Consider the following 14530-nt stretch of genomic DNA (forward strand, 5'->3'; position numbering starts at 1 on the left):
CCCCTCTTTGATCCCCGCCTGCAACGCCCAGMGMSCAAACAACACCAACCGCATGAATGAAAACGCTAAGTGCTGATAAACCACTTCCTGGCGCAGTTTAGGAAAAAATTCACGCGGATAGGTCCCGTACAATACGCTTGCCCATACAAACCAACCTATCCATTGCCAACCGGTTACATCGGCCCAGTCAAACATAACGTCCCCTTCATGAACGACCTTTTACAAAATCCCTTAGGCGGGTGATAAACGTGCTACGGACATAGCTCAGATCAAGATTTTATCGATATAGAACTGGTAGTCTCTGTCCATACCCTCATCGTTTGATGAACGACTATTGTACCTTCGAGAGTTAAGAGGCCAACCGCGATGGATATGACCCCTGCACAACGTTTAATTTTATCTAACCAATACCAGTTAATGTGCCACCTCGATCCCTCTAATGGCGAAAAGTACCGTCGCCTGCAAACCATCATTGAGCGCGGCTACGCGTTGCAAATGGCCGAGGTGATCAGCCAGTTTGAAGCGCTGTGCGAAACCCAGTGCCGCGAGGTGATTGATATCATGGAAATGCACCATGCCATGCAGGCCTCTTATAATCTGCTTGATGAAACTAACCAAGCCGCATTGTCACCACGTCGGGTGCAGTTCTGGGGCTTTGATGCCGCCACCGAAGGCGCTTTGGTCCACTATGTGCGCTTTTTAGTCGACACCGAAGGGCTCTATCCGCAATTTGATCAAGGTGAGCACCGCTTTAACAGTCAAATGCCAATGCGTGACAAATATCGTCGTATGCTTGATGTGTGGCGTCAGTGCCCACGTCAATTTCACTTAAGCTTAACCGAGATCGAAAAGATTCTCGCCGCCTAGGGTCTGTTAACCTTAATGAGACACTCAGCGCTTCAATGAATAGCATGAGGTGCTGAACGGCTTCATACTCAATATATGATGATATAGCCGCCTTTGTTGGCGGCTTTTTGATTTCTCACGGCGCAAACTTGTCGAACGTCACACAAGCCCGTACCCTTAAGCGCATCAAAGCCAAGATACAGAGCCTCCCATGATTTATCGATGCCCACTGTGCCAACAGCCTCTGCAAGCCAAACCACGTGGTGCCTATTGCGCTGCCAATCATCAATTTGATCGCGCCAAAGAAGGTTACCTCAACCTGTTGCCGGTGCAATTTAAACGCTCTAAAGATCCGGGCGACAACAAAGACATGACTCAAGCCCGTCGCGCGTTTTTAAACGCTGGCCATTATGCACCGATGCGACAAGCGATGATCGACGCCCTTACCCAAGCACTCGGGCAAGAGAGCCAAACCATTTTAGACATAGGCTGCGGCGAAGGGTATTACACCCATGCAATCGCTGATCAGACCGCCTCACAACAATGGTCCGTCTATGGCTCGATATTGCCAAAGTTGCGGTACGTTCTGCCGCGAAATGGTATCCACAATGTCAATTTTCGGTGGCATCATCGCAGCGCTTACCGTTTGCCGACAACAGCCTAGATGGTGTAGTGCGTATTTATGCGCCCTGCAATGGCGACGAACTTGATCGTGTGATCAAGCCCGGTGGCGTTGTTGTGACCGTCACACCTGGGCCACGTCATCTTTTTCAGCTTAAAGAAGGTATTTATGATGAAGTGCGTTTACACGAAACGCCACCTGAAGCACTGCCCGGCTTCCAAGTTGAAAGTGAGCACTCGCTACATTACCCCATGACGTTGACAGGCGAGCAAGCGCTGACTTTGCTACAAATGACACCGCTTGCGTGGCGCGCCTCCGATGAATGGCGTGACACCTTGGCGAATGCCATCGACTTTGAATGCGAAGCCGATTTTACCTTGCGTGTATACCGTCATCACGCAGAGACTGACTCGGTGAAAGGAGATGCATGATGCACACTTGCGCACAATGGATAAAAAACGACGTTTATCACCGCTTTTTAAAGCCGCCTGCTACCCAGTGGCTGCTGGCGGCCAGCTTGATGTTAAGCTCGACCGTCTTCGCCGCGTTACCGCAGTTGGCATCAGCGCCCATCAATACCTTGTTTGACTATCAAGTGACGACTCCCGAAGGCAGCCACTGACCCTAAATCAAGTCGCTGACCGCGTCGAAAAAGCCGATATCATTCTGATTGGTGAATGGCACAGCCATCCCGGTGTGCACCGTTTTCAAACCGAGTTGCTCAACCAGCTTGCCTCGCGTCATCCTGTCGTGCTGTCGATGGAACAATTCAGTCGTGATGCCCAGCCAGTGGTGAACCAATATCTTGCCGGAGAGATTGGCGAAGACACCTTAAAACGGCGTGCTAATGCATGGGACAACTATAATGGCAGCTATCGTCCTTTAATCGAGCTGGCTAAACAGCGTCAATTAGACGTGATTGCCGCGAACGCCCCCAAACGCATGGTCAGCTGTATTGGCCGACAAGGATTGGCTTACTTAGACACACTGCCTGACCAGCAGCGTCAATGGTTTGCCGCGACCATTGATACTCAAGATTCTCCCTATAAACGTCAGTTTAAAGCCAATATGCATCATGGCACACCCAGCCAAACCGACGATCAATTTGCCGCTCAGCTCGCCTGGGATGCGACCATGGCAGAAAGCATGGTGGATTATCACGCCCGTCACCCCGACAGCCAAATTCTCCACATAGCCGGCCGGTTTCATGTCGCCGAAGGCTTAGGGACAGCCGCACAATTGAAAGCGCGAAACCCAGACCTAACCATTGCATTAATTACGGCGGTGAGCGATCAGGCCAGGCTGGCCGACGACGCCAAGGATTTTCGCTTACAGGTTATGCCCATGCCTCAGCGCTGGCAGTCGATGGATGAAATGCGCGAAGCGGTCAGCCAAATGAAAGGACAAGGTGCGCCGCAGTGTCACTAAGCCACGCATGAATCACCGACCTATAAAAACGCCGACTCTCAGGTCGGCGTTTGTTATCTCAGAGCGCGACGCACACGCCTGCTGGGGTTAAAACCAACGATCAAGTGCGGCGCGATCGACTTTAAATGCTCGGCTTAACGCTTGTGCAAGCTCTTTATATCGCGGTTGGCTTTTTATCGGCTGCATCGCGTGTCCTTCACTAGTGATCTTTTGATGCAGTTCACGATACCAACCCGCCAACGAGGGAGGCAGCGGTGTATCGCGCCGTCTTCCCAACCACCAAAGTCCCTGAAGCGGCAAGCTCAGCGCAAACAAGGCGACAATCACCGCTTGCGGCATCCCTTGCATATTATTGGCTGCCATTTGCAGTAGCACGCTGATGGCAGCGATCGCAGGCATGACCTTGATGGCGAACCGTGTCATGGTGATCACACGATTTTCAGGAAACACCGGCGCTAGCTCTTTTTTCATCGGCCATTCTTGCATATATTTCTGACCGTCTTGCAGGCAGCGCCAGATTGATTTGTTCATTGCCATACCTACCTCACTTGTTCAGTGTGACCGAAACGGACTGTCACTCAACTTTTACAATAAAAACTAAACAAATTGTTTAAAAATTTTAAAATTTAGCCAGTATTGCTCAAAAAATTTTGTTATCTGTATCAAGTCCCGCTATCCTTAGCGCACTTTTATCATTGTTGCTCGGATTCGATTGTCTCGCAACCTAATCCGGTTGTACTCAATGGAGCGTTCACTTATCCAGGACGGATAAAGATAATTCTTTTCCCCGCGACAAAGCATGAGATCATTCTTTTTTGAAAAGGTAGTGTCTCAGTTTGTCCACTATCCTTTTTATTCCATACACTCAGTCTCACGAAACATAGGTAGTCATACATGTCAAAGCTGGTTCTCGTACTCAATTGCGGAAGCTCCTCTTTGAAGTTCGCCATTGTCGACGCACAATCAGGCGATGAGCATCTTACCGGTCTTGCCGAATGTCTTAACCTTCCAGAAGCCCGCATTAAGTGGAAAATGGATGGTAAGCATGAAGCCCAACTGGGCAACGGCGCCGCGCACACTGAAGCCCTCACCTTCATTGTAGACACAATTCTGGCCTCTAAGCCTGAACTCGCCGAGAACCTGGCGCTATCGGCCACCGCGTCGTTCACGGCGGTGAACATTTTACCCAATCCGCATTAATTACGGACGACGTGCTCAAAGGGATCCACGATGCATCGAGCTTTGCGCCATTGCACAACCCAGCCCATATCGTAGGTATTGAGGCGGCAAAAAAAGCCTTCCCTGCGCTGAAAAACGTGGCTGTATTCGATACCGCATACCACCAGACGATGCCAGAAGAAGCCTACCTGTATGCACTGCCTTATAACCTCTATAAAGAGCACGGCATCCGTCGCTACGGCATGCATGGTACGTCTCACTTCTTTATCGCTAACGCGGCCGCTGAGCAGCTTGGCAAACCTGTTGATGAAGTGAACATCATCAACTGTCACCTCGGTAACGGTGCGTCAGTGTGTGCGATTAAAAACGGCAAATCCGTCGATACTTCAATGGGCATGACCCCATTGGAAGGCCTGGTCATGGGCACCCGTTCCGGTGATCTAGACCCAGCGATTATCTTCCACCTGCACGATGCATTGGGTTACAGCGTTGAGCAAATCAACACCATGCTCACCAAAGAGTCTGGCCTGCAAGGCTTGACCGAAGTAACCTCTGACTGCCGCTTCGTAGAAGACAACTACGGCGAGAAAGAGGAAGCAACGCGTGCGATGAACGTGTTCTGCCACCGCCTTGCTAAGTACGTTGCCAGCTACACCGCGACCCTCGACGGCCGTCTAGACGCGATTGTCTTTACCGGTGGTATCGGTGAGAACTCAGGCCCAATCCGCGAATTGGTACTCGAGCGCCTAGCTCTGCTGGGTGTTGACGTCGACAAAGAACGCAACCTGAAAGCCCGCTTTGGCGGCGAAGGCGTGATCACTACCGACGCAAGCCGCGTGCCTGCGATGGTGATTTCAACCAACGAAGAGTTGGTGATTGCGCAAGACACTGCGCGCCTAACTGGCCTGTAAGACCATTTCCAACAGCTGATTCCACTCAGCCGTTTTTGTATTCGTGCCGGACCTTCCGGCACGCCAACCAGATAGTAAGAGGAAGTCAACGTGTCCCGTACTATTATGCTAATTCCAATCGGCTCCGGCGTCGGCCTGACAAGTGTCAGCCTTGGCGTGATGCGAGCGATGGAGCGTAAAGGCGTCCGCGTCTCATTTTTTAAACCGATTGCCCAGCCACATCACGGTAGCGACACTGACATCACCGATCTGACGACCGAAATCATTCACGCCAACAGTGATATGAAAGTCGCCGAATCGATGTCAATGAACCAAGCCGAAAACCTGCTGCGCTCGGATCAAGAAGATGTGCTGCTCGAAGAAGTGCTCGCGCGCTTTACCCGTGCCACTGAAAACGCCGAAGTTGCGCTCGTAGAAGGCTTGGTTACAACACGTAACCACCCATTCGCGAACCAGATTAACTACGAGATCGCCAAAACGCTGGATGCAGAAATCGTGTTTGTGACCACTCCAGCACTGACAATCCTGCCCAGCTTAAAGAGCGTATCGAGTTTGCCTGCACCAACTTTGGTGGCAGTAAAAACGGCAACATCTCAGGTGTGATCATCAACAAGCTTAACGCGCCTGTTGACGATGCAGGCCGTACGCGCCCTGACCTGTCAGAAATCTTTGACGAAGCGGACGGTGCACGTCCCTCCAACGTTGAAGTGATGCAGATTTTCAACTCCAGCCCAATCCGTGTACTGGGTTGTGTGCCGTGGAAAATCGACCTGATCGCGACCCGTGCTAGCGATATGGCCAAGCACTTGAACGCCACCATTATCAACGAAGGTGAAATTCACTCGCGTCGCATCAAGAGCATTACGTTCTGTGCGCGTTCAATCCCTAACATGGTTGAACACTTCCGCCCAGGCTCCTTGCTTGTAACCTCGGCTGATCGCCCTGACGTTATTGTTGCTGCGTGTCTGGCGGCAATGAACGGCGTAGAAATCGGTGCATTGTTGCTGACTGGTGGTTATGCCATCCCTGAGCAGTTAAAAGCCCTGTGTGACCGCGCGTTTGAAACTGGCCTTCCGGTGTTTACCACCGCAGGCAACACCTGGCAAACGTCGCTCAACCTGCAAAGCTTCAGCCTTGAAGTGCCTGCTGACGATAAAGCCCGTGTCGAGTTTGTGAACGACCACGTTGCTGGCCACATTGATGGCAACTGGATTGAGTCACTGAGCTCCGGGTCGAACCGCGAGCGTCGCCTCAGCCTCCCGCGTTCCGTTATCAGCTGACCGAGTTTGCACGCCGAGCCGCGAAGCGCATTGTGCTACCTGAGGGTGACGAGCCACGTACCATCAAGGCAGCGGCTATCTGTGCTGAGCGTAAAATTGCTGAGTGTGTGCTGTTGGGTAACCCAGAAGAAATCAAACGCGTTGCTGAGCAACAAGGCGTGACCTTGGGCGCGGGCGTCGAAATTATCGACCCGGTAAAAGCGCGCGACAAATATGTGGCCCGTTTGGTCGAGCTGCGTAAGAGCAAAGGTATCACCGAAGTGATTGCGCAAGAGCACCTCGAAGATACCGTGGTACTGGGTACCATGATGCTGGAAGCGAACGAAGTGGATGGCCTCGTATCAGGCGCGGTTCACACCACCGCCAACACCATCCGTCCACCGCTGCAAATCATCAAAACCGCACCCAACGCCTCTTTGGTCTCGTCAGTATTCTTTATGCTGCTGCCTGAGCAAGTGCTGGTATACGGTGACTGTGCGATTAACCCGGATCCAAATGCTGAACAACTGGCTGAAATCGCGATCCAATCTGCAGATTCAGCGGCAGCATTCGGTATTGAGCCTCGCGTCGCGATGATCTCTTACTCGACCGGTAGCTCAGGCAAAGGGGCAGACGTGGATAAAGTCCGCGAAGCCACCCGTCTTGCCCAAGAGAAGCGTCCTGATTTAATCATCGATGGTCCGCTGCAGTACGACGCCGCCATCATGGAAAACGTGGCGAAATCAAAAGCACCGGATTCGCCGGTTGCCGGTAAAGCTACCGTGTTTGTCTTCCCAGACTTGAACACCGGTAACACCACCTACAAAGCAGTACAACGTTCTGCCGAGTTGGTCTCTATCGGTCCAATGCTGCAAGGCATGCGCAAGCCAGTGAATGACTTGTCACGTGGCGCGCTGGTTGACGATATTGTCTATACCGTGGCACTGACAGCCATTCAAGCTAAGCAAGCAGAAGAGAAAGGCCAAGCGTAAGCCTAGCTCTCCTATCTGAACAAAAGCCAGCGCCCAGTCGCTGGCTTTTTTGCGTCTTACCTCACAACGTAATGGGCCACCGAGATCTAGCATAACCCTCCATCCTTGTTTTGGAGTCGATGATGGCGATTAATTTTGATCCCGTTAGGCTACGCCGCACCTTGCATCAACACCCTGAATTGTCGAATCAAGAAGCACAAAGTGCCCGTGCGATTGCTGCCCAGTTACGGCAATTTGGCTTTCACCCTGTCACTGACGTAGGCGGCCACGGTATTTTGGTTACCATCCAAGGCGCAGCGCCAGGTCCCACCACCTTACTGCGCGCCGATTTTGATGCACTGCCCATTCACGAACGCACCCAACTTGACTATGCATCCTGCCACGATGGCGTTATGCATGCCTGTGGCCACGATGGTCATACCGCCGCCTTGCTTGCCGTCGCCGCCGAGCTTAGCCAAACACCCCCTAAACAGGGCACTGTGATCCTCGCCTTTCAGCCTGCGGAGGAAACCGGTGAAGGTGCCGCGCGCATGTGCCAAGCCCCTGAACTTGCCAACGCGCAGATCGATAATGTCTACGCGTTTCATAATCTACCTGGGTTTGCTCAACATCAGATTGTCGTGCGCCCTAGCACCTTTGCCTGCGCCTCAACCGGTGTTGCAATAAAACTGCATGGCAAAACCTCCCACGCCGCCTACCCCGAACGCGGCGTTAGCCCTGCCTGCGCCATGAGTGACGTGATGCGTATGCTCACACAGCTTCCCGACGCTTATCCTTCAACGTTCAGCTTAGTGACCTTAGTTCACGCCCAGCTTGGCGATCCCGCGTTTGGCGTTGCGCCCGGCGAAGCCACCGTAATGGCCACCCTACGCAGCGACGACAACGCTACGTTTCATGCCATGCAAACCAGGTTGGTTGATAAAGTAAACGCGATCGCCGACCAAGCAGGATTAACCGTGGATCTACATTGGCATGAGCCGTTTATTGCCGCCGAAAACAGCACAACGCATAACCAAGTCGTGGTTAACGCTGCGCAATCGCTGGGGTTAGAGGTTCACTGGCTTAATGAGCCCATGCGTTGGTCAGAAGACGTGGCCGAGTTTCTTACCCGTTGGCCAGGGGCTTTATTCGGCATTGGCAGCGGCGAGCATCACCCACAGCTGCATAACCCTGACTATGATTTCCCCGATGCGATTTTATCGACGGCTAATGACCTATTCTGCGCCTTGGTCAAACGCCATCACGGCATGGCACCGTCCCCTGTTGCAGAATAAAAACTCGCAGAATAGAAACTCGCGCAATAAAAAACAGCCGCTTTTACGGGATTCGCAAAAGGCCTGATCGTCACGCTCAGCGCATGGTCAGCGGGCTAACTCATCCCCATTAGAACGACCACTGGGTGCCGATGGTGATGGTGCGGCCTGGATCCGGCATACTCACCACTGATCCGGGCTGAATGGTGTAACGGTCCGTCAGATTATTAACCGTCACAAAGACACTGGCATCCGGCGTGATGTCGTAGTGGCTATAAATATCCACCAAGTATTCTGACGGGATCGCGACCACAGGCTTGCGGCGCCGGTGCCTGTTAGCCAATCCGCAGGGTTCGACTTGCCGCTGTGATAACGTACTGTGGTACCGATATCGAGCCGATCATCCAACCATTTGTGGCCAATGTTAAGGTGCCATTTACGCTCTGGTGGGATTCGAGTCGGTGTCGTGCTCCACGCAAAGCCTAAGCCGTTACAGCGGTCCATGCCAGAACGTTCGGCTGATCTTGCGAGCACACCTGCACTCTGTCGTAAAACGTGGCAGAGAGGTGGCTATAAAAGCTTGGTACGCGTAATGCGCTTGCAACTCGATGCCTGATAGCGACAGCTCATCGTAATTGGTGAAAGTAAAATTACTGCGCCAAGACGGCATATCCGGAGTACGGTCAAGCACGCCCCCAGAAATAAAGTCACTGACGTGATTATTAAAATAAGATACCGTCATGACGGCGCGACGTGTTTTCGCTAATCCCAGCTCTTGCAACCAAGCCCGGCCATCTAAGCTAACCCCGTACTCTTGGTTAAACGACACTTCGGGGTCAAGCGGATTATACGGGTTGTAACTAAACACCTCGTTAGAAATGGTCACTTCATACAAGCTCGGTAATCGGGCAGTACGAGAGAGTTTGGCAAACAAAGAAGCCGAAGGGTTGAGGTCATAATGCAACTCCCCCATCAGGTCCCACTCACCACGATAGTGCAAGGATTGTTGGGTTTGTTTATCGAGCGATTGCGCCTCATGCCAGTTCACCCCAAACTTTGCCGTCACCGGCGAGAGATCGATTTCACTATTGGCAAACACACTCCATTCCTCGCGTTTACCGTGGCGAGAGGTCGGCTCTTTAGAATAAAATCTATCTGTATCGCCAATTGGCGTCAGGGTTTCCTTAGTGTAAGACACGCCATAATCCACACTCACCGGCAAACTTGACCATTCACTGCGGTTGGCGATGCTCGCGCCATGACGGTCATTTTGATACTCATGCAGATACTGCTCGGCGTTGCTGCCCTTCGCCCAGAGTCCGTTGTATTGGTTCAGTTTGGCGGACGTGTGCCACGCATTCGCATGCAAACTAAGCCAGCTTTGCGACGGGGAAGTGTAGCGATAATTCGCGCTATAGGCGTCCACATCCGCGGTGCCCAATCCCCATTGCGGCATCACAGTACCTTCTTCTCGCTCAACAGTATACCAATAGGCCATCAGCACTTCACCCGCCTCTTGGTGGTGGTGCCGATAGCTGATATCCGCTTGATGGCCATTACCAAATTCTTTGTCCAGTTTGGCTAGCCAAGAGTCACTCTCAAAGCTGGTATTGCCCACCTCTTGTCCCGCGCCAATCACGGGCTCCTCGTAGCGTTCCATGCCCTTTTTGCCGGCAAAGTGGTTGCCTTTTTTACGATGGCTAAATGCCAGCACACCACCGAGCCCATCGCTCTGATACCCCAGTCCTACCATTGCAGAACCATTATCAAACCCTTGATGGTCACTGCGATCGGCCAAGCGATAACGTAATTGCTCGGTAGCATCATCACTCACTCGCGGCGAGCGGGCATTATTGTGAGCGCGCAATTTCACCACAGCGCCAAAGCCCTCGCCATCACGAACAATATCTCTAGCACCGAGTGTGGTCGACGTAATGGTGCCGCCAATCGCGCCACTGGCATACGGCGACCGACCAATCGTAGCGCCTTTATCCACCGACAACGACGACAATAAATCGGTATCAATATAGGTACGATCACTCACTCCCTGATAACCGCGCGACGTATGGGTCGACTGCAAACTGCCATCAATCAACATCGCCACCCGCCCATGGCCTTGCAAACCACGGATGCCGGGGTCAATCGCCCCCGCTTCGTTGTGCATGTTATTAAGCTGAATACTGGTGTTGCCCGAAAAAACATCCGCGTTACTGATCCCGCGAACTTTATCCAAATCATCGCGCATCATCAGCGCATCGGAAAAGCGATCGGCATTCACTACGACGGTATCTATTGGTGCATCATTTTCAGGCGCATCCTCTGCTGGAGCGGCAAGCGCGAAAGAAGGAAAAGCAAAAAAGGTAAGAATAAAAGAGGCAACTGGCTTTAACTGCATGAACATTCCCCGTCAATAAAAAGCGATGGGGATGATAATGCAAATAGTTATCGTTTTCTAATCTTATTTGCCGAGATTAATTAAGTAACAAAACGATCAACAACACACTGATTAAGCGATCACCCCAATGCCAGCCAAAAGCCGACGCCGATCATCAAGGTGCCGGCGATTCGGTTTAATAATTGCACATTGCCCTTTTGCTGCAAAAACTGACGCAAGGTACGGCCACCGCTGGCATAGAGCATTAAACAGCTAAATTCCGTGCAAAGAATGATCAGTACCAGCACGCTCAGCTGACTGGGTAGCGCCATATTAGGATTAATAAACGGTGGCAACAGCGAGATCATAAACGCCCAGCCTTTCGGGTTGGCTATTGCGGTGACAAAACCTTGTGCCGCCAACGAGAGTGCAGAGACATCATTCGGTGCCGATTCCTCTTCCTTTGGGATCGCCATTTTGCCACGCGATCGCCACATTTGTACGCCGAGATACGCCAGATATGCGCCCCCCACATACTTAAACACCTGAAACACACTCGGGTAATTCAGCATCACGGCTGCCACCCCCACCACTGACGCAACAGCCACAAGACCGACGCCAATAAGCTCGCCCCACATCATATGTAAGCTGCGCTTAACCCCGATAGTCATCCCCAGGGTCATGGATAACGTCATACACATTCCCGGCGTGATTGACACAAAAAAGAAAGTGGGAATAAATAGGGTCAACATGGTGGTATCAATCAAGGCAGTTGGCATATCACTTAATCAGAACAAAGGGTTAGAAAGGCTATTAGTGAACACGCTTTAGTCGATGAGATCAAGTACACTTACCATCGCGTTAACCGTTGTATTTATAACCAACCGATTAGCCTTATTGCCATTTAGACGTCCAGAAGTAAAAATATCCATTGACTTGGTTTTAACGAACTCATAGCATCAATAACCAGAGCGACGGCAAGAATGCGGGATAAGCCGCTGAGTGAGTCTGCTGTGATCAAATTTATCGCCAAGGACATGTGATGATTGAGATAACCAAACTCAACAAGGTATTCGAACTCGGGGAACGCCGGATTCATGCCCTTAACGACATCAACTTATTTATTCCTAAAGGAAAAGTATTTGGTGTGATCGGTGCCTCCGGCGCAGGGAAAAGCACCCTGATCCGGATGGTTAATCTGTTAGAGCGCCCCACCAGCGGATCAGTAAAGGTAGGAGGCGTTAACCTCACCGCGTTATCTAATCGCGACCTAACCCAAGCTCGCCGTCAAATCGGCATGATTTTCCAACACTTTAACCTGCTGTCATCACGATCGGTCTTCGATAACATTGCCTTACCACTGGAACTGAGCGGCGCCAGTAGTGAAGAGATTGAAACACGCGTCACCGAATTACTCGATTTAGTCGGCTTAGCGGACAAACGCCATGTGTACCCTGCCAGCCTCAGTGGCGGGCAAAAGCAGCGCGTCGCCATTGCCGGGCACTGGCGCCAAGCCCTAACGTTCTATTATGTGATGAGGCCACCAGCGCACTGGATCCCGCTACCACACAGTCGATTCTGTCACTGCTGCAAACCATCAACGAAAAGCTCAACCTCACCATTTTGCTGATCACCCACGAAATGGACGTGGTCAAACGCATTTGTCACGACGTGGCGATCATTGGTGATGGCGAGCTGGTTGAATCGGGTCCTGTGGGGGAAATTTTTGCCCATCCTAAATCCGACTTAGCGAAGCAGTTTATTCGCTCAACCTTGGATTTATCGGTGCCTTATGACTATGCCCAGCGTTTGCAAGATACCTACTTTGACGGCAGCTACCCCTTAGTGCGTCTCGAATTTACCGGCGCCACCGTGGATGAACCATTAATCAGTCAAATATCCAGGTTGTTTGATATCGACATCAGCATTTTAAGCTCTGATATCGACTACGCAGGCGGAGTCAAATTCGGCCTGCTACTGGCAGAGATCATGGGCCCGAAAAAAGCAGTCGAAGACGCTATCCATTATCTCAACCAGCACCATGTCAATACGGAGGTCCTTGGCTATGTTGATTGAACAAATAACCACTTGGGTGAATAACAACGGCGCCCTGATTAACTTGCTCACCGAAGCCACGGGTCAAACCCTGTATATGGTCTTTGCCTCCGGCCTGATCGGCTTTGCGATTGGGATCCCACTGGGGGTGATGCTACACGTCACCAAAAAAGGTGGCCTGCTGGCGCAACCTAAGTTCAACCAGGTGCTCGGCGCGGTCGTGAATATTGGTCGCTCGATTCCCTTTATTATCTTATTGGTCGCGATCATCCCATTTACCCGCATGGTGGTCGGCACCTCTATCGGTACGGCAGCAGCCATCGTCCCGCTCACGGTAGGCGCTATCCCGTTTGTTGCACGTCTGGTCGAAGCGGCGCTTTTAGAGCTGCCACCCGGGTTAGAAGAAGCGGCCAAAGCCATGGGCGCTACCCCATTGCAAATTATCTATAAAGTCTTGGTGCCCGAAGCGCTACCCGGCATTATTAATGGCGCAACCATTACCCTGGTCACCTTAGTGAGCTACTCTGCTATGGCTGGTGCCGTCGGCGGTGGCGGCCTGGGCGATGTCGGTATCCGCTATGGTTACCAGCGTTTTGATACCACGGTTATGTTGATCACCGTTGTCATGCTGGTGGTGCTGGTACAAGCGATTCAATCTTTGGGCGATTACTTGGTACGCCGAACCGATCACCGATAAATAAAACACAACACTTACCGTCAATAACGGATATTTTTTAAAGGGAGACAGACAATGAAAACGACGATTAAAACACTTTTAGCCACTTTAGGCCTCGCCTCCACACTCATCCTCTCTGGATGCGGCGAAAAAGAGCCAGCCGCCACCGATGCCAACAGCATCACCGTCGGCGTGATGGCGGGTGAAGAAGCACAAGTGGCTGAACACGCGGTTAAAGAAGCGAAGAAACTGGGGCTTGACGTTGAATTGGTGACTTTTACCGATTACGTCTCGCCGAACGCGGCACTGGACGATGGCTCGGTCGACGTAAATGCTTTCCAACATCAGCCCTACTTGGATGCGCAAATCAAAGACCGCGGCTATGAGTTTGCCATTGCCGGCAACACCTTTGTTTATCCGATTGCGGCCTACTCTTACAAGCTAGACAGCGTGGCTGACCTACCAGAAGATGGTCAAATTGCGGTGCCTAATAACCCAGCGAGCCTCGGCCGCTCATTATTACTGCTTGAGCAACAAGGCGTTATCAAGCTAAAAGAAGGCGCAGGGATCAATGCCACTAAGTTGGATATTGTTGAAAACCCGAAAAACGTCGACATTATCGAACTGGAAGGCCCACAACTGCCGCGTTCACTGGAAGATGTGGACATCGCGATCATCAACAATACCTTTGCCGCTGGCATCGGCCTGATCCCAAGCAAAGACGGCCTGTTTGTTGAAGACAAAGACTCGCCTTACGTGAACCTGATTGTGGCACGTAAAGACAACGTCGACGCAGAAAACGTCAAGACCTTTGTTAAAGCCTACCAAACCGACGCGGTTACAGCTGACCGCCGATGGAAATCGATTCCGGCTGCCGAGAGGTTGAAATGAACGCTGGGTAAGTAAAACCGCATCGAAAACAATCAGCGCCCGGT

10 protein-coding genes and 5 pseudogenes are annotated in these 14530 nt (G+C 51.7%); 10 read left to right on the plus strand and 5 right to left on the minus strand.

Annotation, left to right across the window (positions count from 1 at the left end; genetic code table 11):
• Nucleotides 1-195, minus strand: a pseudogene (locus DZ54_RS19525) (hypothetical protein); the annotation flags it as partial.
• 171 nt (nucleotides 196-366) lie between these two features.
• Here DZ54_RS19525 and DZ54_RS0106045 point away from each other — a divergent pair.
• From DZ54_RS0106045 to DZ54_RS19535, 4 genes and pseudogenes are all read left to right on the plus strand, one after another.
• A complete protein-coding gene (locus DZ54_RS0106045) occupies nucleotides 367-867 on the plus strand; it encodes a YfbU family protein (protein ID WP_025673435.1) in 501 nt (166 codons plus the stop codon).
• 190 nt (nucleotides 868-1057) lie between these two features.
• A pseudogene (gene rlmA / locus DZ54_RS19530) lies at nucleotides 1058-1899 on the plus strand (23S rRNA (guanine(745)-N(1))-methyltransferase).
• Entirely contained in the window at nucleotides 1896-2090 is a 195-nt protein-coding gene (locus DZ54_RS24720) for a hypothetical protein (RefSeq protein ID WP_128080460.1), read from the plus strand. Before rlmA ends, DZ54_RS24720 begins: the two are co-directional and overlap by 4 nt.
• Before the next feature lie 74 nt (nucleotides 2091-2164).
• Nucleotides 2165-2896 (plus strand): ChaN family lipoprotein, encoded by a 732-nt coding sequence (locus DZ54_RS19535; protein ID WP_420804840.1) that lies wholly within the window; start codon nucleotides 2165-2167, stop codon nucleotides 2894-2896.
• An 87-nt stretch (nucleotides 2897-2983) separates the two neighbouring features.
• On the opposite strand, the gene yfbV is transcribed toward DZ54_RS19535, so the two are convergent.
• Nucleotides 2984-3433, minus strand: coding sequence for a terminus macrodomain insulation protein YfbV (gene yfbV, locus DZ54_RS0106060; protein ID WP_025673436.1), 450 nt, complete (start codon nucleotides 3431-3433; stop codon nucleotides 2984-2986).
• Nucleotides 3434-3790: 357 nt separating this feature from the next.
• Between yfbV and DZ54_RS19540 the strand changes: the two are divergent.
• From DZ54_RS19540 to DZ54_RS0106075, 3 genes and pseudogenes are all read left to right on the plus strand, one after another.
• Nucleotides 3791-4986: pseudogene (locus DZ54_RS19540) on the plus strand (acetate kinase).
• A gap of 90 nt (nucleotides 4987-5076) precedes the next feature.
• Nucleotides 5077-7237 (plus strand): annotated as a pseudogene (pta, locus tag DZ54_RS19545) (phosphate acetyltransferase).
• Nucleotides 7238-7356: 119 nt separating this feature from the next.
• On the plus strand, nucleotides 7357-8511 hold the full coding sequence (locus DZ54_RS0106075; RefSeq protein ID WP_051415931.1) for an amidohydrolase: 1155 nt from the start codon (nucleotides 7357-7359) through the stop codon (nucleotides 8509-8511).
• Nucleotides 8512-8620: 109 nt separating this feature from the next.
• Here the strand turns inward: DZ54_RS0106075 and DZ54_RS23315 are convergent, their stop codons facing one another.
• The 3 genes from DZ54_RS23315 to DZ54_RS0106085 form a co-directional block, all read right to left on the minus strand.
• A complete protein-coding gene (locus tag DZ54_RS23315; RefSeq protein WP_128080462.1) occupies nucleotides 8621-8833 on the minus strand; it encodes a TonB-dependent receptor in 213 nt (70 codons plus the stop codon).
• A 147-nt stretch (nucleotides 8834-8980) separates the two neighbouring features.
• The gene (locus tag DZ54_RS19550) at nucleotides 8981-10885 is read right to left on the minus strand and encodes a TonB-dependent receptor domain-containing protein (RefSeq protein ID WP_051415930.1); all 1905 of its coding nucleotides are present in this window, start codon (nucleotides 10883-10885) and stop codon (nucleotides 8981-8983) included.
• Nucleotides 10886-11004: 119 nt separating this feature from the next.
• Nucleotides 11005-11643, minus strand: a complete 639-nt coding sequence (locus tag DZ54_RS0106085; RefSeq protein ID WP_025673438.1) for a LysE family translocator — start codon at nucleotides 11641-11643, stop codon at nucleotides 11005-11007.
• A 263-nt stretch (nucleotides 11644-11906) separates the two neighbouring features.
• Here DZ54_RS0106085 and metN point away from each other — a divergent pair.
• From metN to metQ, 3 genes and pseudogenes are all read left to right on the plus strand, one after another.
• A pseudogene (gene metN / locus DZ54_RS19555) lies at nucleotides 11907-12940 on the plus strand (methionine ABC transporter ATP-binding protein MetN).
• On the plus strand, nucleotides 12930-13616 hold the full coding sequence (locus DZ54_RS0106095) for a methionine ABC transporter permease (RefSeq protein ID WP_025673439.1): 687 nt from the start codon (nucleotides 12930-12932) through the stop codon (nucleotides 13614-13616). Before metN ends, DZ54_RS0106095 begins: the two are co-directional and overlap by 11 nt.
• Nucleotides 13617-13670: 54 nt before the next feature.
• Nucleotides 13671-14486 carry a methionine ABC transporter substrate-binding lipoprotein MetQ gene (gene metQ / locus DZ54_RS0106100; RefSeq protein ID WP_025673440.1) on the plus strand — a complete coding sequence of 272 codons (816 nt, stop codon included), beginning with the start codon at nucleotides 13671-13673 and terminating at the stop codon, nucleotides 14484-14486.
• The last annotated feature ends 44 nt before the right edge of the window (nucleotides 14487-14530 follow it).

The organism is Salinivibrio socompensis S35 (assembly GCF_000513715.1).
Lineage (GTDB): Bacteria > Pseudomonadota > Gammaproteobacteria > Enterobacterales > Vibrionaceae > Salinivibrio > Salinivibrio socompensis.